Below are 21,542 nucleotides of genomic sequence, written 5' to 3'. Positions count from 1 at the left end.
ATCCGTCGTCCCGTCCCGCTCGTCCCGTCGCGGACCATGCCCTTCGTGTCGTGACCGTGCCCTTCGTGTCGTGACCGTGCCCTTCCCGTCGCGACCGGTCAGCGGGTGCGCATGCCGTCCAGCGCGACTGCGACGACGTCGTGGGCAAGGCGCTCTCGGTCGACGGCGCCGCCGGGGCGGTACCACTCGACGATCGAGTTGACCATGCCGAACACCAGACGCGTGGCGACGGCGCCGTCGACGTCGGCGCGCACCTGACCGGCGCGCTGCGCCTCGGCCACGAGCGCAGTCACGCGGTGGTCGAACGCCCGCCGCCGCTGGAGGGCGGCGCGCTCGACGTCGCTGTTGCCGCGCACCCGCAGCAGAAGGGTGACGTAGGGGAGCTTGTCGACGAGCACGCGCACCGCGCCGCGCAGCACCGCCCCGAGCCGTTCGGCCGGGTCGGTCACCGCCGCGTCCGGGCCGTCGAGCACGCCCTCCAGCCCGTCGAGCGCCTCGCCGAGGGCGAGCGCGAGCAGCTGCTCCTTCGAGTCGAAGTGGTGGTACAGCGCCGACTTGGTCAGGCCCAGGCGTGACGCCAGATGGGAGACGGACGTCGCGTCGTATCCCTGCTCGTTGAAGAGGGCCACCGCCACCGCGAGCACCTGGTCGCGGTCGTAGCCCGGCCGCCCGCGTCGCGCGGGGGAGGCCTCGGTGCTCGCCGACATGCGCCCAGTCTCGCACCTGTGCCGGCAGCATCCATCTCCCGACCTCTCGTCCGTGCCGCGCGTCGCCGTTGTCCACATCGCGTGCTCTCGCCGAGCGGAAACGTCGCGCGCGCACGCGACGGGTGATCTCGGCGAGAGCGCATGGATCGAACGTGAGCGCATGCCATTACTGAACGATCGATCAGATATTATGGGCGCGAGACCGCGACGGAGCGGAGCGAGAGGATGCCGATGCCTGAGCCGCTCAAGATCGAGCGTCGCGAGGACCGCGTCGTCGCGACGCTGTCGCGGCCCGAGGTGCGCAACGCCATCGACCAGAACACCATCGACCGCCTGCACGAGCTGTGCGGCGAGCTCGAGCGCGAGCCGCGCACGCTTATCCTCACCGGCTCCGACGGCGTGTTCGCCTCGGGTGCCGACATCGCGCAGCTGCGCGAGCGCCGCGCCGCCGACGCCCGCCGCGGCATCAACACACGGGCGTTCACGCGGGTGCGGGGTCTCCCGATGCCCGTCATCGCGGCGATCGACGGCTACGCGCTGGGCGGCGGGGCCGAGCTCGCGTACGCGGCAGACATCCGTATCGGCACGCCGAGCCTCAAGATCGGCAACCCCGAGACCGGTCTCGGCATCATCGCCGCGGCCGGCGCGACCTGGCGTCTGCCCGAGATCGTCGGTGAGGCCCGCGCCGCCGAGATGCTGCTCACGGGGCGGATCCTGGATGCTGCGACCGCCGTCGAGTGGGGGCTCGTGTCGTCCCTTTATGATCCCGGCGATCTGCTCGCCGCGGCCCATGCGATCGCCGACCGCATCGCGCACAACGACCCGCTTGCTACGCGCCACACGAAGACGGCGCTGCTCGCCCCGCGCGCGGCCCATCCCGAGATCGAGCTCGAACTGCAGGCGCAGCTCTTCGAGAGCCCGGAGAAGGACCGGCGCATGACGGCCTTCCTCGAGAGGAAGCGGTGATGAACGACGTTCCGGGGCGGGTCGGGGTGATCGGCGGCGGGCGCATGGGTGCGGGCATCGCACACGCGTTCGTGCTCGCCGGCGCCGGGGTGGTCGTGGTCGAGCGCGACGACGAGGCGGCGGCCTCAGCATCCGCTCGTCTTCTCGAGAGCGTGCGGCAGAGCGTCGAGCGCGGCACGACCGACATCGGGTACGACGCGCTCGCCGCGGCGATCGAGACCGCGACGGATGCTGCGGCACTGGCCGGCTGTCACCTCGTGGTCGAGGCGGTCCCCGAGGATCGGGAGCTGAAGCTCGCGGCGCTCGCGCGCGCCGAGCGCGTGCTCGGATCGGATGCGGCGCTCGCCACCAACACCTCATCGATCTCGATCGACGACCTCGCATCCGGCCTCGACCGCCCGGAGCGCTTCCTGGGCCTGCACTTCTTCAACCCCGTGCCGACGTCGCAGCTCGTCGAGGTCGTGACCGGCGCGGCGACCGACCCCGCGCTCGTCGACGACGCGCGCGGCTGGATCACCGCGCTCGGCAAGACGCCGATCGTCGTGCGCGACAGCCCGGGCTTCGCGTCGAGCCGACTCGGCGTCGCGCTCGGGCTCGAGGCGATCCGCATGCTCGAGGAGGGCGTGGCCTCGGCTGCCGACATCGATGCGGCGATGCAGCTCGGGTACCGGCATCCGCTCGGCCCGCTGCGCACGACCGACCTCGTCGGCCTCGACGTGCGACTCGGCATCGCCGAGGAGCTGCACCGCCGGCTCGGGGAGCGCTTCGCTCCTCCGGAACTGCTCAGGCGCCTCGTCGCGGACGGACATCTCGGCCGCAAGACCGGCCGCGGCTTCTACGAATGGAGTGAACAGCGATGATCGAGCGGACAGGGACGGCCGTCCTCCCCAGCTACCTGCGCGACGAATGGTGGACGCCCGCATCCGAAGCCGGGGCGACGGACGTGCGCGACGCCTCGACGGGCGAGGTCGTGACGCTCGTCAGCACCGAGGGCATCGACCTCGCCGGAGCGATCTCCCACGCCCGCTCGGTGGGCCAGGCCGGCCTCGGCGCGCTGACCTTCCACCAGCGCGCGCTGCTGCTGAAGGAGTTCGGCATCGCGCTCACCGCGCGCAAGGAGGAGCTGTACGAGCTCTCCAAGCGGGCCGGTGCGACCACGCGCGATTCGCTGAGCGATGTCGACGGCGGCATCGGCGTGCTCTTCACGTACTCGTCGAAGGGGCGGCGCGAGCTGCCGAACGCGCAGGTGTACCTCGACGGCCCCGTCGAGCCGCTGTCCAACGACGGCTCCTTCCTCGGGCGTCACGTGTACACGCGGCTGCCCGGAGTCGCCGTGCAGATCAACGCCTTCAACTTCCCGATGTGGGGTGCGCTCGAGAAGTTCGCGCCGGCGTTCCTGGCGGGCGTGCCCACGATCGTGAAACCTGCGACGCCGACGGCGTATGTCGCCGAGGCGTGGGTGCGGATCCTCGTCGAGACGGGACGCCTGCCGGCCGGCTCCCTGCAGCTGGTGAGCGGTGCCGTGCCGGGGCTCTTCGACCATCTGGGCCTCGGCGACCTCGTCGGATTCACGGGCAGCGCGTCGACCGCGGAGCGCCTGCGGTCTCAGGCGGCGCCCGGCGTGCGGTTCACGAGCGAGACCGACTCGATCAACGCGTCGGTTCTCGGCCCCGACGCCGTCCCGGGCACACCCGAGTTCGAGGCGTACGTCAGACAGCTCATGGTCGAGCTCACGACGAAGGCCGGGCAGAAGTGCACCGCGATCCGTCGCGCCATCGTGCCGGCCGGGGTCGTCGAGCCGCTTGTCGAGGCCCTGCGCGACAGGATCGCGGAGCGCGTCGTCGTGGGCGACCCGCACGCCGACGCCGTCACGATGGGTCCGCTCGTCTCGCTCGCCCAGCGCGACGAGGTGCTCCACGCCGTCGGGGCGCTCGAGGCCGCGGGCGGCCGCATCCTGCTCGGATCGACGGATGCCCCGGACGTGACCCTCGCGGACGGCTCCACGGGTCCCGCCCCGGACGGCGCCTTCGTCGGCCCGATCGTCATCGGGTTCGAGGGCGCGCCGGATGCGCTTCCCGACGCCGTGCACGACGTCGAGGCGTTCGGTCCGGTGGCGAGCGTTCTGGCCTACCGCACGGTGGACGAGGCAGCGGACCTCGTGGGCCGGGGCGGCGGGTCCCTCGTCACGAGCGTCGCCACCGCCGACCCGGCGGTCGCCGCCACCCTCCTCGCGCGCACCGCCGCGTACAACGGGCGCATCCTCTTCCTCGACCGCGACGACGCCCGCACGTCGACGGGCCACGGCGCGCCGGTGCCCCACCTCGTCCACGGCGGACCCGGCCGCGCCGGCGGGGGAGAGGAGCTCGGCGGCATCCGTGCCGTCCTGCACCACATGCAGCGCACGGCGGTGCAGGGCTCGCCCGCCATGCTGACCGCCCTCACCGGGGTCTGGCACCAGGGCGCAGCATCCCGTTCCGATCGTCACCCCTTCCGCAAGTCGCTCGCGGAGCTCGCCGTCGGCGACCAGGTCGCCTCGCCCCTGCGCCCGGTGACGCTGGACGACATCGAGACGTTCGCGAGCTTCACCGGCGACCTCTTCTACGCCCACATGGACGAGGAGGCCGCCGCAGCGAACCCGTTCTTCCCGGGCCGCGTCGCCCACGGGTACCTGCTCGTGTCGTGGGCGGCGGGCCTGTTCGTCGATCCCGAGCCGGGTCCGGTGCTCGCCAACTACGGCCTCGAGAACCTGCGCTTCATGACGCCGGTGTCGCCCGGCGACGAGATCCGCGTGGTGCTCACGGCGAAGCAGATCACCCCGCGCGAGACCGACGAGTACGGCGAGGTGCGGTGGGACGCCGTCATCCTGAACCAGCGTGACGAGACCGTCGCGACCTACGACGTGCTCACGCTGGTCGCGAAGACCGCGGACACGGATGCCGCCACCGCCGCATCCGTGCCATCCGAGGCCCGAGAGGTGACGGCGTGAGCGATCCCGCGGAGCACTTCGCCGGGCAGCGCCGCATGCTGCGGCGCGATCGCGCCTCGGCCGCGCTCGGCATGGTCGTCGAGCGGGACGAGCCCGGGGAGGCCGTCGTCTCGATGCGGGTGCGCGAAGACATGACCAACGGATTCGCGATCACGCACGGCGGGATGGTGTTCGCGCTCGCCGACACGGCGTTCGCGATGGCGTGCAACGAGCTCGATCCGCTGGCCGCGGGCGCCGGGGACGACGTCACCGTCGCCGCCGGAGCCGACATCTCGTTCGTCAAGGCCACGCGCGCGGGCCAGATCCTCACCGCACACGCGCGGCGCCGCATCCTCTCCGGCCGCAGCGGCCTCTACGACGTCACGGTGACCGACGAGACGGGCGACGTGGTCGCAGAGTTCCGCGGCCGGTCCTTCACCACGCGGCGGACTCACCCTGACGATGCCGTCGGCGGCGGTGCCGAGGCATCCGTCACCGGGTAGACTTTACTGAACGAACGGTCTGTAAATGAGGAGTCGATGATGACGACCGAGACGCTGATCGATGAGGCGGCCGAGCAGGCGGCGTTCGACGCGCTCATCGAGGCCGACTCGCGCATCGAGCCGAGGGACTGGATGCCGGCGGCGTATCGCAAGACGCTGATCCGGCAGATCTCGCAGCACGCGCACTCCGAGATCATCGGCATGCAGCCCGAGGGTAACTGGATCACGCGGGCGCCGAGCCTCAAGCGCAAGGCGATCCTGATGGCGAAGGTGCAGGACGAAGCGGGGCACGGGCTCTATCTGTACTCGGCCGCCCAGACGCTCGGCATCACGCGCGACGAGATGACCGAGCAGCTCATCGAGGGACGGGCGCGGTACTCGTCGATCTTCAACTACCCGACGCCGACGTGGGCCGACATGGGCGCGATCGGCTGGCTCGTGGACGGCGCCGCGATCTGCAACCAGGTGCCGCTGTGCCGCGCGTCGTACGGTCCGTACGGCCGGGCGATGGTGCGCATCTGCAAGGAGGAGTCGTTCCACCAGCGGCAGGGGTTCGAGATCCTGCTGACGCTGATGCAGGGCTCGCCCGCGCAGCGGGAGATGGCTCAGGATGCCGTCAACCGCTGGTACTGGCCGTCGCTCATGATGTTCGGGCCGCCCGACGACGAGTCGCCGAACTCGGCGCAGTCGATGGCGTGGAAGATCAAGCGGTTCTCGAACGACGACCTGCGGCAGCGGTTCATCGGGATGCTGGTGCCCCAGGCCGAGGTGCTGGGTGTGACGCTTCCCGACCCCGAGCTGCGGTGGGACGAGGCCGCCGGGCGGTGGCACACGAGGGAGATCGACTGGACGGAGTTCCACGAGGTGCTCGCCGGCCGGGGGCCGATGAACGTCGAGCGCATCCGCAATCGGCGCAACGCGCACGAGGACGGCGCCTGGGTGCGGGAGGCCGCCGCCGAGTACGCCCGCAAGCAGCAGCTGCGCGTAACCGCGGCGAGGAAGGGAGCGGCGTGATGACCACGCCAGGTGCATCGCCGCGCGAGTCGTGGCCGCTGTGGGAGGTGTTCGTGCGCGCGAACCGCGGGCTCAGCCATGTGCACGCCGGGTCGCTGCACGCGCCGGATGCCGAGCTTGCGCTGCGCAACGCCCGCGACCTGTACACCCGCCGGGGGGAGGGCACCTCGATCTGGGTGGTGCCCGCCGACGCGATCACGACGAGCGACCCCGACGCGAAGGGGGCGTTCTTCGAGAGCCCCGCGGGCAAGAACTACCGCCACGCGACGTACTACACGGCGTCGGAGGGGGTGCCGCACCTGTGACCCGTCGACACGCTCAGGAACCGGTCGGTGCCCCGCACGGCGACGTGACCGTCGAGCAGGTCGAGCTGTCGGCCGAACTGGCCGGTGCCGAGGGCCGCGCGGCGACGGCGGAGGTGGCCGAGTACGCCCTGTGGCTGGGTGATGACGCGCTCATCCTGTCGCAGCAGCTCGGCGGCTGGATCGCCCGCGCCCCGGAGCTCGAGGAGGACGTCGCACTCGCCAACATCGCGCTCGACCTGCTCGGGCACGCGCGGTCGTTCCTGCGGTATGCCGGCAGCTACGACGGGCGCTCCGAGGACGACCTCGCCTACTGGCGCGACGAGCCCGAGTTCCGGTGCGCCTGGCTCTTCGAGCAGCCCAACGGGGACTTCGCGCAGACGATCGCGCGTCAGCTCGCAGCATCCGTGTACCTCTTCGAGCTCTACACGGCACTCAGCGGGTCGTCCGACGAGACGCTCGCCGCGATCGCCGCGAAGGCGGTGAAGGAGGTCGAGTACCACCGCGACCACGCGGTGCAGTGGACGCTGCGCCTGGCCGGCGGCACCGACGAGTCGCGCCGGCGCATGGTGCAGGCCATCGGCGACGTGTGGCCCTACGTGGGCGAGCTGTTCCGGGACGAGCCGCTGATCGACCGGCTCGACGGCGTCGCGGTGCCGCCGTCTGCGCTGCAGCCGGCGTTCGACGCGGTGATCGCGGCGGTGTTCGCCGAGGCCGAGCTCGAGGTCCCGGCCACCGCGATGTCGTCGGCCGGTGGGCGGCGCGGGTCGCATTTCCCGACGCTGGGCTACCTGCTCGCTGAGATGCAGGTGCTGGCCCGCCAGCACCGGGGGGCCACATGGTGACCGGCCTGGGCACCACGGCCCGGCGCGCGTGGGAGGTCGCGGCATCCGTCCTCGACCCCGAGGTGCCCGTCCTCACGATCGAGGACCTCGGCGTGCTGCGCGACGTCGCCGTCGACGACGGGCGTGTGACCGTCACCCTCACGCCGACCTATTCGGGCTGCCCGGCGATGGATGCGATCCGCGACGACGTCGTGCTCGCGCTGACGGCGGCGGGCTACGAGGACGTCGAGGTGCGACTCGTGCTGACCCCTGCGTGGACGACGGACTGGATGACGGAGGCCGGCAAGCGCAAGCTCGTCGAGTACGGCATCGCGCCGCCCTCCGGGCGCGCGGCCGTGGGCGGGCCGATCCGGCTGCAGCTGTCGGTGCGCTGCCCGCGCTGCGGGTCGCTCGACACGCGTGAGATCGCTCGGTTCGGGTCGACGTCGTGCAAGGCCCTCTACGAGTGCCGCGCGTGCCTCGAGCCCTTCGACCACTTCAAGGTGCACTGATGCGGCCCGACGGCGCGGCGGGCGAGAACGAGCGCATCGCCGAGACGCTGCTGACGACCGCGGTCGGCGGCCCGCGCGGGGCCAAGCACCGCGCGCGCTTCCACACGCTGCGGGTCGCCGCGATCAGGCCGCTGACGGATGCCTCGGTCGAGGTGACATTCGCGATCCCCGAGGAGGCCCGCGACGAGTTCGGCTACCTCGCGGGGCAGCATGTCGCCCTGCGCAAAGTGCTCGACGGGCACGAGGTGCGCCGCTCGTACTCGCTGTGCCGCGCGGAGGACTCCGGCGGCGGGGGCGACGGGCCGCGCACGATCAGCGTCGCGATCAAGCGCGATCTCGGCGGCCGGTTCTCGACGTGGGCGCAGACCGAGTTGAAGGTCGGCGACGAGATCGACGTGATGAGCCCGCAGGGAACATTCACGTCGAAGCTCGCCGACCTCGACGACGCGCACGTCGCGGGCATCGCCGCGGGGTCCGGCATCACGCCTCTCATGGCGCTCGCCGCGACCGTGCTGGCGCGGTCACGCACGTCGCGGTTCACGCTCGTGTACACGAACCGCTCGAGCCTCGACGTGATGTTCCTCGACGAGCTGTCAGACCTCAAGGACCGCTATCCGACCCGGCTCGCGCTGCACCACGTGCTCTCACGCGAGCAGCGCACCGCGCCGCTGCTCTCGGGCCGCATCGACGAGCCGAGGCTGCGGCGCATCCTCGGCGACCTCGTGCTCCCCGACACGGTCGACGAGTGGTTCCTGTGCGGGCCGTTCGAGCTCGTGCAGCTCTGCCGCGACACCCTCGCCGACATCGGCATCGACCCCGCGCACGTGCGCTACGAGCTCTTCACGACGGGAGAGGGGGATCGCGCCGAGCCGTCGGCGGGTCGGACCGTCGTGGTGGCGGAGGACGAGCCCGTGCGCCGCATCGAGTTCACCCTCGACGGGCAGTCGCAGGCCGTCGACAGCCCCGTCGCCGCGCACGAGTCGATCCTCAACGCGGCGCTGCGGGTGCGGCCGGACGTCCCCTTCGCCTGTGCCGGCGGCGTGTGCGGCACGTGTCGTGCTCGCCTCCTCCAGGGGTCGGTCACGATGACCGAGAACTACGCGCTCGAACCCGACGAGCTCGAACGCGGGTACGTGCTGACCTGTCAATCCCACCCGACGACCGACACGGTGGTCGTCGACTACGACGTCTAAGAGGAACGCCATGATCGAGCTGTCCATCACCGGCGATGTCGCCGAGGTCGTGCTGAACGCGCCCGGGAAGCTCAATGCGCTCTCGCTGCGCGAGCTGGGGGAGATGGATGCCGCGTACCGCAGCGCCGAGGAGTCGGGGGTGCGTGCGCTCGTGCTGCGCGCCGAGGGTCGGGCGTTCTGCGCGGGCCGCGACATCGCGGGTGTGGACCCGGCGACCGACGACGTGCCCGAATACCTCGCCGGCGTCGAGACGCTGATGAGGCGGATCGCCGCGTTCCCCGCGCCGACCTTCGCGGCTGTCCACGGTGCGTGCCTCGGCGTGGGTCTGGGGCTCGCGATCGCGACCGACGTCGTGTACGTCGCCGAGGACGCCAAGATCGGCTCTCCCTTCGCGAGCCTCGGAGCGATGCTGGACTCGGGCGGCCACGCCCTGCTCTACGAACGGCTCGGCGCGCACCGGGCGCTGGATCTCATCTACACCGGTGCGATGATTTCGGGCGCGGAAGCCGTGGCCGCGGGGCTGTTCAGTCGGGCGATGCCGGTCGAGGAGGTCTTCGACTTCACCCTGCAGCGGGCGACGGTCGCGGCGTCGGGGCCGACGGCGGCGTTCGTCGCCTCGAAGCGCCTCATCGCGCGCCTGCGCGGCGAGCGGCTGTGGGACGCGGTCGCCGAGGAGGCCCGCGGCCAGGAGGCCCTCCGCAGCACCGCCGACTACCGGGAGGGCTTCGCCGCCTTCCAGCAGAAGCGCAAGCCCGACTTCACCGGTGAGTGACGAGGCCGGGAGAGGCCTTCACTGCGAAGGATGCGCTCGGCAGCAGGAGTCAGGAGTTCACGCGGATGATCTCGCGCTGATACGGCGCGATCACCGCGCCCGAGATGCGGCAGTCGAGCACGAGGAACGGGCGGGATGCTGCGGGCTCGGCGGCCCACTGCGCAAGCCGGTCGAGGTCGGCCAGCGTGTGCACGACGACGCCCTCCGCCCCGACGCCGGAAGCCAGGGCGGCGAAGTCGACCTCCGGGATGAGCATGGGCTCCTTCGCGAGGCCCTTGAGGCCGTACAGGTTGATCTCGGCGCCGTAGGCCGCGTCGTTCCAGACGACGGCGAGACCGCGGCCGCCCGCGACGCGGACGGCGGTCTCGAGGTCGGCCAGTGCCATGAGCCCGCCGCCGTCGCCGGTCGTGAGCACGACGGTCGCCGAGGGCTTGGCGAGCGCGGCCCCGGGGACCGACGGCCAGCCGAGCCCGATCGACTGGAACGCCGTGCCCACCATCGTCATGCGGTCGGGCGCGGCGACCGGCCAGTACATGTTCGCCCAGCCGATGAAGTGTCCGCCGTCCGAGACGACGACGCGATCCTCGGGCAGCAGCTCACCGATGCGCGCGGCGACGGCGCGCGGGTCGAGGCGGCCGTCGGGTGCGACGTCGTCGCCGCGCTCATAGGCACGCAGCGGCATGAGGTCGACGCGCTCGCGCCAGCCGCTCGCCGAACCGCCGCGCGCCTGCAGGCCGTCGGCGACGGCGCGGGCCACGACTGCGGCATCGCCTCGGATGTAGCCACCGACGTGCGGGTGGGTGGCGGCCGGTGCGACGTCGACCTGGAACACCCGGGTGCCGGGGGAGAACAGGTCTCCGAACCGCATCGTGAACTGGTTCAGCGACGCTCCGAAGACCACGGCGACGTCCGCCTCGCGCACGAGCTCCATCGCCCCTTCTGCGCCGAAGCCGCCGGCGACCCCGAGGTCGAACTCGGCGCGCGGGAAGATGCCGCGGCCGAGGGCCGTGGAGGCGGTGACGGCGCCGACGGCGTCGGCCACGTCGCCGAGCGCCTCGCCGGCGCCCGAGATCCAGGCTCCGCGACCGGCGAGCAGGAACGGGCGCTCGGCCGAGGCCAGCGCCTCGACGAGCCCCTCGACCGCGCCTTCGGCGAACGGCCCTGCGGGCTCGAGCGGCGCGGGAAGACGCGGCTCGGGTGCCTCGGGAAGCGGCCCCGCATCGCGCGCGGCGACGTCATAGGGGATGGCGAGCACTGTGGGCACCCGGTAGGTGAGCGCGTGCTCGATCGCGATGATCGTGGTGGCCGCAGCATCCGCTCGCCCGACCGTATAGGTGCGCGCGCCGACGGCCGATGCGAGGGCGATCTGGTCGACGTCCCACGGGCGCGGGCCGGACGTCGGCTCATCGCCGACGACGAGCACGAGCGGCACGTGGGCCTGCACCGCTTCGGCGAGGGAGGTCAGGGTGTTGGTGAAGCCCGCGCCGTAGGTCGCGGTGGCGGCGGCCAGCCGGCCGGAGGCGCGGTGATAGGCGTCGGCGGCGACGACGCCGCCCGCCTCGTGGCGCACCGCCGTGAAGTGCACGTCGGTGGAGCGCTCGAGCGCGTCGAGGAAGTACGCATTGCCGTTGCCCATCACGCCGAAGACGTGGTCGATGTGGCGGGCGAGCGTGAGGGCGACATGCGCCGAGACGGTGCTCATGGCGGGAGACATGGCGGTGCCTTTCGAGACGGAACGGATCAAGAGCCGTATGTGTCTCGCGCGAGCGCGCTGCGTGCCCTTTTTTCGAGCACCGGCGGGCGACGGTGCCACCGGACGTGACGAGTATAGGTCTTCGGGCAGGATGGGAGTCATGAAGACGACCCAGCTCCGCCGGTACACGCTCGTCGAAGGGGAGTACGACGCGTTCGTCGCGTGGTGGAACGAGTGGATGCCGCGGGTGCGGCCCGCCGCCGGCTTCACGATCGAGTTCGCCTACGGCGTGCCCGAGACGAACGAGTTCGTGTGGGCGGTGAGCGCGCCGGGCGACGAGGACGCGTTCGTCGCCCTCGAGAAGGAGTACCTGGCGTCTGACGCGCGGGCCGAGGCGTTCGACGGCGTACCGCAGCGCGTCGCGGAGTACAACATCCGCCTCGTCACCGAGTACTCGACGACCGCGTAAGCCGGAAGAGCCTCAGCCGCCGAGCGCCTCGCGGATCGCCCCCGCCGACCGGGTGAGACGCGTCGCGATCTCGTCGTCCGAGTGGGCGCTCGCGACGAACACGACCGCGATGGCCGCGGGCCCGCGTCCGCGCACGACAAGGGGCACGGCGACCGCGCGCAGGCTCGGGATGACCTCGTCGTGGCTGGTCGCGTAGCCGCGGGCGGCAGCGTCCGTCACCTCCTCCGTCAGCTCCGCTGACACGCCGGCCGGCCACGCCGCCGTCGGGAGCAGCGACAGGATCGCCTTGCCCGGCGCGCCGCGCGTGATGGGATGCCGCGTTCCCGGCCGCTGCGCGACGGGGTTCACGGCGTGCCGCGGCTCGACGCTCGACAGGGTGACGCACTCCTCATGGTCGAGCACCGCGAGGAAGCAGGTGACGCCGAGGTCGCCCGCGACCGCGGTGAGCTCGGGGAGCGCCTCGGCCTGCAGGTCGTGCGCGACGCCGGCCGCGAGGGCGGCGAGCCGCGCGCCGAGTTCGATGCGACCCGCCGCGTCGCGCTCGACCAGCCCATGGTCTTCGAGGGTGCGCAGGAGCCGGTAGGCCACCGATCGATGCACCTCGAGCCGCGTGGCGATCTCGTCGATCGAGAGCGGCCCGCGCGCGTCGGCGAGCACTTCGAGGATCCGGATGCCGCGGCTCAGCGTCTGCGACGCGGGCGCTGTCGTGCTGTCGAGCCTTGTCATGCCGCATCCCTTCGTATACGATCTGTTCAATAGTAGAACGGCGTGTTCGAATATAGAACACGCTCGCGCTCGCAGCAAGCACTTCGCGCCACGAGCCCTCGACACCGTCGTCCGAGGAGGACACCGATGCAGTTCCACCACCACGGCTACGTCTCCGCCGACCCGCGCGTGCAGGACGCCGCCGGCACGGGCATCGACCGCCCGGTCGAGCTGCCCGACGAGACGGACGTGCTGATCGTCGGCTCGGGGCCGGCGGGCATGCTCCTCGCGGCGCAGATGTCGCAGTTCCCCGGCGTCACGACGCGACTGATCGAGCGGCGTGACGGACGCCTCGTGCTCGGCCAGGCCGACGGCATCCAGCCGCGCAGCGTCGAGACGTTCCAGGCGTTCGGGTTCGCGGAGCGCATCATCGCCGAGGCCTACAACATCGCCTGGATGAACTTCTGGGGCCCCGATCCCGAGAACCCCGACAACATCATCCGCACGGCGCGCACCGAGGACTACGCGCTCAAGATCAGCGAGTTCCCGCACCTCATCGTGAACCAGGCGCGCGTGCTCGACTACTTCGCCGAGGCCGCCGCCCACGGTCCGGGCCGCATCGTGCCCGACTACGGCATCGAATTCACAGGCCTCACGGTCCACGACGACGGCGACTTCCCCGTCGAGGTGCGCGTGCGCCACACGGCAGGGGAGCGCACCGGCGAGGAGCGCATCGTCCGTGCGAAGTACGTCGTCGGGTGCGACGGCGCGCGCAGCGGCGTGCGCGAGGCGATCGGGCGCAAGCACGTCGGCGCGTTCTCGGCCCACGCGTGGGGCGTCATGGACGTGCTCGTCAACACCGACTTCCCGGACTGGCGCACCAAGTGCGCGATCAACGCGGAGGCCGGCAACATCCTCCTGATCCCGCGCGAGGGGGGCTACCTCTGCCGCGTCTACGTCGACCTCGGTGCGGTCGCCGCCGACGACGACCACCGGGTGCGCCAGACGCCCATCGACGAGATCATCCGCAGGGCGAACGCGATCCTGCACCCGTACTCGCTCGACGTGAAGCAGGTCGCGTGGCACAGCGTGTACGAGGTGGGCCACCGCGTGACCGACAAGTTCGACGACGTCGACGTCGACCAGGGGCACGACCCGCGCGTCTTCCTCACCGGCGACGCGTGCCACACGCACAGCGCCAAGGCGGGCCAGGGCATGAACGTCTCGATGCAGGACGGCTTCAACCTCGGCTGGAAGCTGGGGCACGTCCTCACCGGCCTCAGCCCCGCCTCGCTCCTGTCGACGTATTCGGCCGAGCGGCAGCCCGTCGCGCAGCAGCTCATCGACTTCGACCGCGAGTGGTCGACCCTCATGGCTCGCAAGCCCGAGGAGATCTCCGACCCCCAGGAGCTCGCGACGTTCTACCTCGGCACCGCGGAGTTCCCGTCGGGCTTCATGACGCAGTACGGCCCATCGATGATCGTGACGAATGCTGCGCACCAGGCCCTCGCCGATGGTTTCCCGTTGGGCAAGCGCTTCAAGTCGGTCGAGGTCGTCCGCGTGTGCGACGGCAACCCCGTGCATCTGGGGCACCACGCGAAAGCCGACGGCCGCTGGCGGATCTACGCCTTCGCCGACGCGCCGGCCGCGGGCGAGGCATCCGTCCTCTCCGACTGGGCGGCGTTCATGGCGTCGCCGGAGTCGCCCGTGCAGCGCTTCACGCCCGACGGTGCCGACGTCGACGCCGTGTTCGACGTGAAGGTGGTCTATCAGCAGGCGCACGAGGACGTCGACATCACCCGCGTACCCGAGCTCTTCCTGCCGAAGACCGGTCCCCTCGGGCTCACCGACTGGGAGAAGGTCTACGCGGCCGCGCCGAGTGCGTGGACCACCGACGACATCTTCGAGGAGCGCGGGATCTCGCGCGACGGCGTGGTCGTCGTCGTGCGTCCCGATCAGTACGTCGCTGCGGTGCTCCCGCTCGCCGCGACCGGCGAGCTCGCCGCGTTCCTCGCCGGCGCCCTCGTCGACCAGCACGCGCCGGCACTCGAGCGGGTCCTCAATTGAGGAGCAGCGCCGAGATGAGGGGTCGCGGCTCGAGTCCGGTCCTCGTCTCGGCCCACGACCTCAGATGAGGAAGCGGGCGGAGGGCGCGACCGCTGTGCGGGCGGGCGAATCATGACAGCGAACTGTACAAGATGTACATCGGCCGGCGTAGGCGGCCGCGGGCAGAATAGCCCCAGACCAACGATCGAAGAGGGTGCCGAGGCATCCGTCCACCGACAAGGGAGTCCCCGTGACCACGACGATCACCGAAACCCGTGAGTCCGAGCTGCTGGCGTCCGTGCCCGATGGGCTGCTCATCGGCGGGCAGTGGCGTGCGGCATCCGGCGGCAAGACGCTGAAGGTCTACGACCCCGCGACCGGGGAGGTCGTGAAGGAGATCGCGAACGCCTCGCCCGAAGACGGCAAAGCGGCGCTCGACGCCGCGGTCGAGGCGTTCCCGGCATGGGCGGCGACGCCGGCCCGTCAGCGCGCCGAGATCCTGCGTCGCGCGTTCGATCTGCTGCAGGAGCGCAAGGAGGAGTTCGCGCTTCTCATGACGATCGAGATGGGCAAGCCCCTGGCCGAGGCCCGCGGCGAGGTCGCGTACGGCGGCGAGTTCCTGCGCTGGTTCAGCGAGGAGACCTCCCGCATCCAGGGCCGTTACGGCGCCAACCCCGAGGGCACTGGACGCATGATCGTGTCGCAGCACCCGGTCGGCCCCTGCTTCCTCATCACACCGTGGAACTTCCCGCTCGCGATGGCGACCCGCAAGATCGCGCCCGCGCTCGCCGCCGGCTGCACCGTCGTGATCAAGCCGGCCGAGCTCACGCCGCTGACCACCCTCTACTTCGCGAAGCTGCTCGAAGACGCGGGCCTGCCCAAGGGTGTCGTCAACGTCTTCACGACCTCGACCTCGGGTGCGGTGTCGGAGCCGATCATCCGCGACCCGCGGCTGCGCAAGCTGTCGTTCACCGGGTCGACGCAGGTCGGCCAGCGCCTCCTCGAGCAGGCCTCGCAGGGCGTGCTGCGCACGTCGATGGAACTCGGCGGCAACGCGCCGTTCGTCGTGTTCGACGACGCGGACCTCGACAAGGCGGTCGACGGTGCGATCGCGGCGAAGTTCCGCAACATCGGGCAGGCGTGCACCGCCGCCAACCGCTTCATCGTGCACCGCTCGGTCGCCGACGAGTTCGCCCGCCGGGTCACCGAGCGCGTCAACGGGTTCAAGATCGGTCGCGGCACGGAGGAGGGCGTCGTGATCGGCCCGCTCATCGACGACCGCGCCGTCGCCAAGGCAGCGCAGCTCGTGCAGGACGCGGTGTCGCGCGGCGCGAAGGTCGCCACCGGCGGCAACGAGGTCGACGGTCCCGGCACGTTCTACGAGCCCACCGTCGTCACCGACGTGCAGGCGGGTTCCGACATCCTCCGCGAGGAGATCTTCGGGCCGGTCCTCGCCATCGTCCCGTTCGACGACGAGGACGAGGCCGTGCGCCTGGCCAACGACACCGAGTACGGTCTGGTGTCGTACGTGTTCACGGAGAACCTCGCGCGCGGGCAGCGGATGATCGAGCGCCTCGAGACCGGCATGATGGGCCTCAACATGGGCGTCGTCTCCAACGCCGCCGCCCCGTTCGGCGGCTGGAAGATGTCGGGCCTCGGCCGCGAGGGCGGCGCGGAGGGCATCCACGAGTACCTGCAGACCAAGTACACCCTGACGCCGAACCCCTTCTGAGCGGCCCCCGCGCAGGGGACCCCTTCCATACGCGCGTGAGCGCGATCACTATGGACCTGTCGGCATCGACGATGAAGCGATGAGGGGTTGAGATGAGCGTTTACCGAGTGATCGACGTCATCGGCACGAGTGCCTCGTCCTGGGAGGAGGCCGCCCGAGAAGCCATCAGCACCGCGTCGGGATCGCTGCACGATCTGCGTATCGCCGAGGTGACGAAGCAGGACGTCGTCGTCGGCGACGACGGCGCGCTGCTGTTCCGCTCGCGGATCCAGCTCTCGTTCAAGTACGCCCCCGAGTGACGCGTCGCATCGCCCTCTGGCGGCGTCAGGCGCGGCTCTCTAGGTTGGGTGTGGCGGGCGCAACCGGAGGAGTCGCCGATGGAGTCACCGATCGAGAGCCTGACCAGGTCCGCGCCCTCCTGGGGCGCGAAGATGGCGTTCGGCGAGACCATCGACGTCGGCGGGCGGCAGGTGACGCCCGCGGCGCTGGTGATCTTCGGATTCGGCGGTGGCGGCGGCTCCGGCAAGTGGCCTCAGCGCGGCGGGCTGCCCGAGGGTGAAGGCGAGGGAAGCGGAGGGGGAGGCGGCGGTTACGTGCTGCCCATCGGCGCGTACGTGAACGGTCCGAACGGTCCGAAGTTCCAGCCGAACCCCGTGGCCATGATCATGGTGAGCGTGCCGCTGGTGTCCGCCGCCGGCTGGGCGCTGGCGCGGATCATCACCGCGGCGAGGTCGAGTCGGAGGTAGGACGTGGGCTCCGCGACGACGTCGCACGTGGTCAAGCCGCTCACCCCCGAGACGTTCCCCGCGTGGCTGGCACTCGCCGAGAAGCACAACGGGGTCTGGGGCGGCTGTTACTGCTCCTACTTCCATGGCGACACGGATACGACCGTCAAGAGCGAGTACGACCGGCCGACGTTCAAGCAGCGACTCGTGGGGGAGGGCGTCGCGCACGCTGCGCTCGTCTTCGACGGCGACGACGCGATCGCGTGGTGCGAGTACGGCAGCCCGCTCGAACTGCCCGGCATCTACCACCGCAGGGAGTACGACGCCGGTGAGACGAACCCGGCGCCGTGGCGCATCACCTGCTTCTTCGTCGACCGCGATCACCGCCGTTCGGGAGTCGCGCGAGAGGCACTGGACGGCGCCCTCGAGCTGATCGCCCAGGCGGGCGGGGGCGAAGTCGTCTCTTTCCCCAACGAGCTGCCCGTCGGGAAGAAGACGTCGTCGTCGTTCCTCCACAACGGAACGAGGGCCATGTTCGAGAAGGCCGGCTTCACGTTCGAGCGCCACCTCGGCAAGAACAAGACCGTCATGCGCATCACGGTCCCGCCGGCCGTCACCTAGAAGACGAGACCGCGGCGCCGCCGTTCAGTCGAAGGTGTCCGTCCAGGCCGCGATGTCGACGCCGTGGTTGTCGGGCGAGGCGAGGGACCACCAGGCCGGAGCGTGCGAGTCGTCGGCGAGTCTGCCGCCCGCGGCGAGTGCGGCATCCACCCGCGCCTCGGCCTGGTCGGCCGGCACGAAGACGTCGAAATGAGTGCGGCCCCTCGACGGCGAGTCTCCGGTGATCGGGTTGAACGCCAGTTGCGGTCCGCACCGCAGCGGGTCCGCAGCATCCGTGTCGCCCAAGGGCTCGTAGCCGAGTGCGGCGATGAAGAAAGGTCGCACGTCGGCCCGCGAGTGCTCGGCGACGTAGATGCCGATCGACTGCGCCCGCGAGGGATCCGGGGTCAGACCGCGCTCGGCGGCGGCCCGCGACACGGCCGCCGCGAAGTCCGCGGCGGCCGCCGGGATACCCGCTGCGTCGCGGTACGGGACACGCACGACGATCCCCTCGGGGCGCAGGTCGATGTCGGGCAGGAGCTCGAGCCGCTCGGCGGCGGCGACGATCGGGGCGACGAGCTCGGCCGCGTGCGCGAGCGAGGTCGCGGTGAAGACGGCCTGCGGGCCGGTGCCGGTGACGCGCCAGTCGGAGACGTCCGGCGCCCGGTGGAACGCTCCAGGGGACATCCAGCCCGACCCGTTCGTCGACTCATCCATGGAGGTCTCCTAAGCCGGTTCGGTCGTACGGATCAGGCCGCAGTTCACGCACGACCAGGCGACGAGGAAGCGCTCGTCGTCGAGGATCTCGAACCTCAGCGGGTCGCCGCACGTGGGGCAGCTCCGCGGATCCTCGGCGGGCACCGTCATTCCGTCAGCATAGGGAGATCGTGTGCCTGGAGTCCACGACAGCGGAGAGCGGATGGCTCGGGCCGAGGCATCCGCTCACGCTCATCCAGCTGGCGATGGCGCTCGCGGACTGGGCGATCGAGAACCACCCGCGCATCGAGGACGCCCGCGCGGCCTGCGACGCCGCGCACCAGCGCTGACGATCGCGGACACCGCGTCCGTGGCCTGCGCCATGATGGGCGAATGGATGCCTCGACCCTGCGGCACGAGCGGCTCCGGTCGCATCGGCTGAGCGCGCCCGCGGCGACCGTCGCCGACGCGGCGCAGCACATGCTCGCGACGCAGAGCCAGGAGTTCTGGGGTGGGCGCTGGGCGCTCGCGTCGCGCGTGCGAGGCCGCACGACGGTGCACGACGTCGACGCCGCGTATGGTCGCGGCGAGATCGTGCGCACGTGGACGATGCGCGGGACGATCCACACCATCCCCGCGGCGGACATGGAGTGGGTGCTGTCGCTCACCGCCGAGCGTCAGCGCCGGCAGGCGGCGGCCGTTCATCGCAACGAGGGGATCGACGCCGACGAGGCCGGCCGCGCGGAGCGCCTGGCGAGGGCCGCGCTCGGCGGCGGCGACCGCCTCACCCGCAAGGAGCTGTTCCAGGCGTGGGAGCGGGGCGGCGTGTCGACCCTGCGCCAGCGGGGCTACCACCTTCTCGTCGCGCTGTCGCTGCGCGCCGTGCTGTGCCAGGGGCCGGTCGTGCCACGGGATAACGGGCCCACGCGCGAGCAGTACTTCGTGCTCGCCGACGAATGGATCACGGATGCTGCGACCCCGGCCGATCCGATGGCCGAGTTCTTCGTCCGCTACATCGCCTCCCACGGGCCCGCCGGGGCCCGCGACTTCGCGTGGTGGACCGGGCTCCCGCTCGGGGTGTCGCGCGGGGCGGCGGAGGCGGCATCCGATCGCGTCCGTGTCGTCGCCGACGAACCCGAGCCGCAGTACGTCGTCGCGGGCGCCGCGCCGCGCCGCAGCGCCGCGGCCCCGGAGGTCGTCGCGCTGCCGCCGTTCGAGGAGTACTACCTGTCGTACGTCGACCGGACCGTGCCGTGTGCGCCGGAGTTCCTCAGGGCGATCGGCCCGAGCATGAACGGCATCGTGCGACCGATCCTCGTCGCCCGTGGTGAAGCCGTCGGGGTGTGGACGCACTCGCTTGCCGTCGGCCGGCACGCCGAGTCCCCGGTGCCCGAGCTGTTCACCCCCGGCGCCGCGACCGACGAAGAGATCGCCGCAGCCCTCGACCGCTACCGCGATTTCATCACGGCATAGCACGCGACGAGTGGCCGGGCCGCGGCATCCGTGCTCCTCGTCAGTCCGCGTGGCGGTCGAGGAAGTCGTACACCTCGTTGTCGTCGACGCCGGGGAACGCGCCGCGGGGGAGCGGCGAGAACATCTGCATGTGCACACGGGCGCTCGGCCAGGCCTTGCCCGCCCAGCGTTCTGAGACATCGGAGGCGACGCGGCGGCAGCACGACTCGTCGGGGCACGTCGACGTCGCGCGCTTCTGCGTCTCGCGCCCGCGGAACCACCGCGCGTCGTCGAAGGGCACCCCGACGGTGATCGAGAACTCGCCCTCTGCCGTGGTCCCGGTCTGCGTCGAGCACCAGTACGTGCCCGCGGGGGTGTCGGTGTACTGGTAGTGCTCCGTCGTGCGGTTCTGCTCCGAGAAGGCGGCGCGGGCCGAGAACTTGCGGCACGCGATCTGGCCGTCGACGGCACCCGTGACATCCATCGGGAGCGGCAGGTCGTCGTTCTCGTACACGCGGGAGATCGCACCCGAGCCGTCCACGCGCAGGAAGTGCAGCTTGATACCCAGGTGGTGCGTCGCGAGGTTGGTGAGCCGCATGCCCGCCGCCTCGTGGGTGACGCCGAACGCGTCGCGGAAATCCTCGACGGCCAGGTTGCGGTCCTTCTTGGCCTGCTGCAAGAACGCCACCGATGCGGTCTCGGGCATGAGGCAGCACGCGGCGTAGTAGTTGATCTCGAGCCGCTGCTGAAGGAAATCGGCGTAGTCGGTCGGCCTCTTGTGGCCCAGCAGACGGTGCGCCATCGCCTGCAGCGCCATCGACCGCAGGCCGTGCCCGCCCGGGATGGATGCGGGCGGCAGGTAGATGCGGCCGTGCTCGAGGTCGGTCACCGAACGGGTCGAGTGCGGGAGGTCGTTCACGTAGATCAGCTCGAAGCCGAGCTTCTCGGCCATGATGCTGACGGTGCGGTGGGTGAGGGCGCCCGACACGTGACCCGCCGCCTTGAGCTGCTTCTCGGCGAGTCTCTCGATGTCGGGGAGGTAGTTGTCGCGTTCGCGCATCATCAGGCGCAGCTCCGTGTTGGCGCGGCGTGCCTCTTCGGGCGTCGCGATGGCCTCGCGCTCACGGCGCTGCAGCTCGCGGTGCAGGCCCAGGATCGATTCGATCGTGTCGTCGGACATGCCCTTGGTCACCTTGATCGGCGTGACGCCGAGCTGGCGGAAGACCGAGCTGGACTGCGCGCGCTCGAGCTCGATCTCGAGCGCGGCACGACGGTTCGGCGGCTCTGCCGACAGGAGGTCGCCCACCTCGACGCCGGTCGTCGAGGCGATCGCCTGCAGCAGCGACAGCTTCGGCTCGCGCTTGCCGTTCTCGATGAGGCTGAGCTGGCTCCCGGCGACCCCGACCAGCGCTCCGAGCTCGTCGAGCGTGTAGCCGTGGGCGAGACGCTGATGACGGATGCGGTGACCCAGGGTCGACAGTTCCAGTGACGTGGGGGGCATTCCTTGATGCTAGCGAAAGAATCGCAACTCTTGACACCAGATTTCGCGGGAAGAGCTGTCTGTTACCCGGGAAAGTAGAGGAAGAGCACGAATCTGCATCAACGAGGAGCGACACCATGGCCCTTGCCGACATCTTCACCCGAACCGAAGGCTCCACCCCCGCCC

The 21,542-nt window shown here is 71.1% G+C and carries 24 protein-coding genes; 18 read left to right on the top strand and 6 right to left on the bottom strand.

The window, feature by feature from the left end; all coding sequences use genetic code 11:
* Positions 1-98 precede the first annotated feature (98 nt).
* Entirely contained in the window at positions 99-707 is a 609-nt protein-coding gene (locus JNB61_RS11995; protein WP_220339752.1) for a TetR/AcrR family transcriptional regulator, read from the bottom strand.
* Between the two features lie 231 nt (positions 708-938).
* Between JNB61_RS11995 and JNB61_RS11990 the strand changes: the two genes are divergently transcribed.
* Genes JNB61_RS11990 through JNB61_RS11945 form a run of 10 tightly spaced genes read left to right on the top strand, consistent with a single transcriptional unit; the run spans position 939 to position 9,758 of the window.
* Positions 939-1,673 (top strand): enoyl-CoA hydratase/isomerase family protein, encoded by a 735-nt coding sequence (locus JNB61_RS11990; protein WP_220339751.1) that lies wholly within the window; start codon positions 939-941, stop codon positions 1,671-1,673.
* Complete coding sequence (locus JNB61_RS11985) at positions 1,673-2,533, top strand: 3-hydroxyacyl-CoA dehydrogenase family protein (RefSeq protein ID WP_220339750.1); 861 nt, start codon at positions 1,673-1,675, stop codon at positions 2,531-2,533. Before JNB61_RS11990 ends, JNB61_RS11985 begins: the two co-directional genes overlap by 1 nt.
* Positions 2,530-4,659, top strand: coding sequence for a phenylacetic acid degradation bifunctional protein PaaZ (gene paaZ / locus JNB61_RS11980; protein WP_220339749.1), 2,130 nt, complete (start codon positions 2,530-2,532; stop codon positions 4,657-4,659). The genes JNB61_RS11985 and paaZ overlap by 4 nt, the downstream gene beginning before the upstream one ends.
* A gap of 35 nt (positions 4,660-4,694) precedes the next feature.
* Entirely contained in the window at positions 4,695-5,141 is a 447-nt protein-coding gene (gene paaI, locus JNB61_RS11975) for a hydroxyphenylacetyl-CoA thioesterase PaaI (protein ID WP_220339934.1), read from the top strand.
* 39 nt (positions 5,142-5,180) lie between these two features.
* Positions 5,181-6,155, top strand: a complete 975-nt coding sequence (gene paaA, locus JNB61_RS11970) for a 1,2-phenylacetyl-CoA epoxidase subunit PaaA (RefSeq protein ID WP_220339748.1) — start codon at positions 5,181-5,183, stop codon at positions 6,153-6,155.
* Entirely contained in the window at positions 6,155-6,460 is a 306-nt protein-coding gene (paaB, locus tag JNB61_RS11965; RefSeq protein WP_159845965.1) for a 1,2-phenylacetyl-CoA epoxidase subunit PaaB, read from the top strand. The genes paaA and paaB overlap by 1 nt, the downstream gene beginning before the upstream one ends.
* On the top strand, positions 6,457-7,302 hold the full coding sequence (gene paaC, locus JNB61_RS11960) for a 1,2-phenylacetyl-CoA epoxidase subunit PaaC (RefSeq protein WP_220339747.1): 846 nt from the start codon (positions 6,457-6,459) through the stop codon (positions 7,300-7,302). The genes paaB and paaC overlap by 4 nt, the downstream gene beginning before the upstream one ends.
* Complete coding sequence (gene paaD, locus JNB61_RS11955; protein WP_220339746.1) at positions 7,296-7,793, top strand: 1,2-phenylacetyl-CoA epoxidase subunit PaaD; 498 nt, start codon at positions 7,296-7,298, stop codon at positions 7,791-7,793. The genes paaC and paaD overlap by 7 nt, the downstream gene beginning before the upstream one ends.
* Positions 7,793-8,986, top strand: a complete 1,194-nt coding sequence (paaE, locus tag JNB61_RS11950) for a 1,2-phenylacetyl-CoA epoxidase subunit PaaE (RefSeq protein WP_220339745.1) — start codon at positions 7,793-7,795, stop codon at positions 8,984-8,986. Before paaD ends, paaE begins: the two co-directional genes overlap by 1 nt.
* Positions 8,987-8,996: 10 nt before the next feature.
* Complete coding sequence (locus JNB61_RS11945) at positions 8,997-9,758, top strand: enoyl-CoA hydratase/isomerase family protein (RefSeq protein ID WP_220339744.1); 762 nt, start codon at positions 8,997-8,999, stop codon at positions 9,756-9,758.
* A 49-nt stretch (positions 9,759-9,807) separates the two neighbouring features.
* Here the strand turns inward: JNB61_RS11945 and JNB61_RS11940 are convergent, their stop codons facing one another.
* Entirely contained in the window at positions 9,808-11,460 is a 1,653-nt protein-coding gene (locus JNB61_RS11940; protein WP_220339743.1) for a thiamine pyrophosphate-binding protein, read from the bottom strand.
* A gap of 151 nt (positions 11,461-11,611) precedes the next feature.
* On the opposite strand from JNB61_RS11940, the gene JNB61_RS11935 reads away from it, so the two are divergent.
* Positions 11,612-11,920 carry a hypothetical protein gene (locus tag JNB61_RS11935; protein WP_159845947.1) on the top strand — a complete coding sequence of 103 codons (309 nt, stop codon included), beginning with the start codon at positions 11,612-11,614 and terminating at the stop codon, positions 11,918-11,920.
* Positions 11,921-11,932: 12 nt separating this feature from the next.
* Here the strand turns inward: JNB61_RS11935 and JNB61_RS11930 are convergent, their stop codons facing one another.
* Entirely contained in the window at positions 11,933-12,646 is a 714-nt protein-coding gene (locus JNB61_RS11930; RefSeq protein ID WP_220339742.1) for an IclR family transcriptional regulator, read from the bottom strand.
* Between the two features lie 126 nt (positions 12,647-12,772).
* Between JNB61_RS11930 and JNB61_RS11925 the strand changes: the two genes are divergently transcribed.
* From JNB61_RS11925 to JNB61_RS11905, 5 genes are all read left to right on the top strand, one after another.
* Positions 12,773-14,692 carry an FAD-binding monooxygenase gene (locus JNB61_RS11925; protein WP_220339741.1) on the top strand — a complete coding sequence of 640 codons (1,920 nt, stop codon included), beginning with the start codon at positions 12,773-12,775 and terminating at the stop codon, positions 14,690-14,692.
* A 241-nt stretch (positions 14,693-14,933) separates the two neighbouring features.
* A complete protein-coding gene (locus JNB61_RS11920; protein ID WP_220291085.1) occupies positions 14,934-16,403 on the top strand; it encodes an NAD-dependent succinate-semialdehyde dehydrogenase in 1,470 nt (489 codons plus the stop codon).
* A 92-nt stretch (positions 16,404-16,495) separates the two neighbouring features.
* A complete protein-coding gene (locus JNB61_RS11915; protein ID WP_159845939.1) occupies positions 16,496-16,702 on the top strand; it encodes a dodecin family protein in 207 nt (68 codons plus the stop codon).
* 78 nt (positions 16,703-16,780) lie between these two features.
* Positions 16,781-17,149, top strand: coding sequence for a hypothetical protein (locus JNB61_RS11910; RefSeq protein ID WP_220339740.1), 369 nt, complete (start codon positions 16,781-16,783; stop codon positions 17,147-17,149).
* Positions 17,150-17,152: 3 nt separating this feature from the next.
* Positions 17,153-17,749, top strand: coding sequence for a GNAT family N-acetyltransferase (locus JNB61_RS11905; RefSeq protein ID WP_220339739.1), 597 nt, complete (start codon positions 17,153-17,155; stop codon positions 17,747-17,749).
* A gap of 24 nt (positions 17,750-17,773) precedes the next feature.
* Here JNB61_RS11905 and JNB61_RS11900 read toward each other — a convergent pair whose 3' ends face one another.
* Both JNB61_RS11900 and JNB61_RS11895 read right to left on the bottom strand, forming a co-directional pair.
* Complete coding sequence (locus tag JNB61_RS11900) at positions 17,774-18,445, bottom strand: VOC family protein (RefSeq protein WP_220339738.1); 672 nt, start codon at positions 18,443-18,445, stop codon at positions 17,774-17,776.
* A 9-nt stretch (positions 18,446-18,454) separates the two neighbouring features.
* The gene (locus JNB61_RS11895; RefSeq protein WP_220290970.1) at positions 18,455-18,595 is read right to left on the bottom strand and encodes a hypothetical protein; all 141 of its coding nucleotides are present in this window, start codon (positions 18,593-18,595) and stop codon (positions 18,455-18,457) included.
* A 20-nt stretch (positions 18,596-18,615) separates the two neighbouring features.
* Between JNB61_RS11895 and JNB61_RS11890 the strand changes: the two genes are divergently transcribed.
* Both JNB61_RS11890 and JNB61_RS11885 read left to right on the top strand, forming a co-directional pair.
* Positions 18,616-18,774, top strand: coding sequence for a hypothetical protein (locus JNB61_RS11890; protein ID WP_220339737.1), 159 nt, complete (start codon positions 18,616-18,618; stop codon positions 18,772-18,774).
* A 43-nt stretch (positions 18,775-18,817) separates the two neighbouring features.
* Positions 18,818-19,897, top strand: coding sequence for a winged helix DNA-binding domain-containing protein (locus JNB61_RS11885; RefSeq protein WP_220339736.1), 1,080 nt, complete (start codon positions 18,818-18,820; stop codon positions 19,895-19,897).
* Between the two features lie 40 nt (positions 19,898-19,937).
* Here JNB61_RS11885 and JNB61_RS11880 read toward each other — a convergent pair whose 3' ends face one another.
* The gene (locus JNB61_RS11880) at positions 19,938-21,377 is read right to left on the bottom strand and encodes an XRE family transcriptional regulator (protein ID WP_220290964.1); all 1,440 of its coding nucleotides are present in this window, start codon (positions 21,375-21,377) and stop codon (positions 19,938-19,940) included.
* Positions 21,378-21,542 lie beyond the last annotated feature (165 nt).

The sequence above is a fragment of the Microbacterium ureisolvens genome (genome assembly GCF_019511645.1).
Classification (GTDB): Bacteria; Actinomycetota; Actinomycetes; order Actinomycetales; family Microbacteriaceae; genus Microbacterium; species Microbacterium ureisolvens_A.
Note: the sequence above shows the minus strand (reverse complement) of the source record. Positions and strands in the feature narration are given on the sequence as shown.

What these genes read in the sequence shown, in the direction of transcription:
- paaD (WP_220339746.1), top strand. Translation starts at nt 7,296, where the DNA reads ATGGTGACCGGCCTGGGCACCACGGCCCGGCGCGCGTGGGAGGTCGCG.
- JNB61_RS11895 (WP_220290970.1), bottom strand. Translation starts at nt 18,595, where the DNA reads ATGACGGTGCCCGCCGAGGATCCGCGGAGCTGCCCCACGTGCGGCGAC.
- JNB61_RS11900 (WP_220339738.1), bottom strand. Translation starts at nt 18,445, where the DNA reads ATGGATGAGTCGACGAACGGGTCGGGCTGGATGTCCCCTGGAGCGTTC.
- JNB61_RS11940 (WP_220339743.1), bottom strand. Translation starts at nt 11,460, where the DNA reads ATGAGCACCGTCTCGGCGCATGTCGCCCTCACGCTCGCCCGCCACATC.
- JNB61_RS11880 (WP_220290964.1), bottom strand. Translation starts at nt 21,377, where the DNA reads ATGCCCCCCACGTCACTGGAACTGTCGACCCTGGGTCACCGCATCCGT.
- JNB61_RS11945 (WP_220339744.1), top strand. Translation starts at nt 8,997, where the DNA reads ATGATCGAGCTGTCCATCACCGGCGATGTCGCCGAGGTCGTGCTGAAC.
- JNB61_RS11915 (WP_159845939.1), top strand. Translation starts at nt 16,496, where the DNA reads ATGAGCGTTTACCGAGTGATCGACGTCATCGGCACGAGTGCCTCGTCC.
- JNB61_RS11935 (WP_159845947.1), top strand. Translation starts at nt 11,612, where the DNA reads ATGAAGACGACCCAGCTCCGCCGGTACACGCTCGTCGAAGGGGAGTAC.
- JNB61_RS11925 (WP_220339741.1), top strand. Translation starts at nt 12,773, where the DNA reads ATGCAGTTCCACCACCACGGCTACGTCTCCGCCGACCCGCGCGTGCAG.
- JNB61_RS11885 (WP_220339736.1), top strand. Translation starts at nt 18,818, where the DNA reads ATGGATGCCTCGACCCTGCGGCACGAGCGGCTCCGGTCGCATCGGCTG.
- paaB (WP_159845965.1), top strand. Translation starts at nt 6,155, where the DNA reads ATGACCACGCCAGGTGCATCGCCGCGCGAGTCGTGGCCGCTGTGGGAG.
- JNB61_RS11930 (WP_220339742.1), bottom strand. Translation starts at nt 12,646, where the DNA reads ATGACAAGGCTCGACAGCACGACAGCGCCCGCGTCGCAGACGCTGAGC.
- JNB61_RS11990 (WP_220339751.1), top strand. Translation starts at nt 939, where the DNA reads ATGCCTGAGCCGCTCAAGATCGAGCGTCGCGAGGACCGCGTCGTCGCG.
- paaI (WP_220339934.1), top strand. Translation starts at nt 4,695, where the DNA reads ATGCTGCGGCGCGATCGCGCCTCGGCCGCGCTCGGCATGGTCGTCGAG.
- JNB61_RS11985 (WP_220339750.1), top strand. Translation starts at nt 1,673, where the DNA reads ATGAACGACGTTCCGGGGCGGGTCGGGGTGATCGGCGGCGGGCGCATG.
- JNB61_RS11910 (WP_220339740.1), top strand. Translation starts at nt 16,781, where the DNA reads ATGGAGTCACCGATCGAGAGCCTGACCAGGTCCGCGCCCTCCTGGGGC.
- paaE (WP_220339745.1), top strand. Translation starts at nt 7,793, where the DNA reads ATGCGGCCCGACGGCGCGGCGGGCGAGAACGAGCGCATCGCCGAGACG.
- paaZ (WP_220339749.1), top strand. Translation starts at nt 2,530, where the DNA reads ATGATCGAGCGGACAGGGACGGCCGTCCTCCCCAGCTACCTGCGCGAC.
- JNB61_RS11995 (WP_220339752.1), bottom strand. Translation starts at nt 707, where the DNA reads ATGTCGGCGAGCACCGAGGCCTCCCCCGCGCGACGCGGGCGGCCGGGC.
- paaA (WP_220339748.1), top strand. Translation starts at nt 5,181, where the DNA reads ATGACGACCGAGACGCTGATCGATGAGGCGGCCGAGCAGGCGGCGTTC.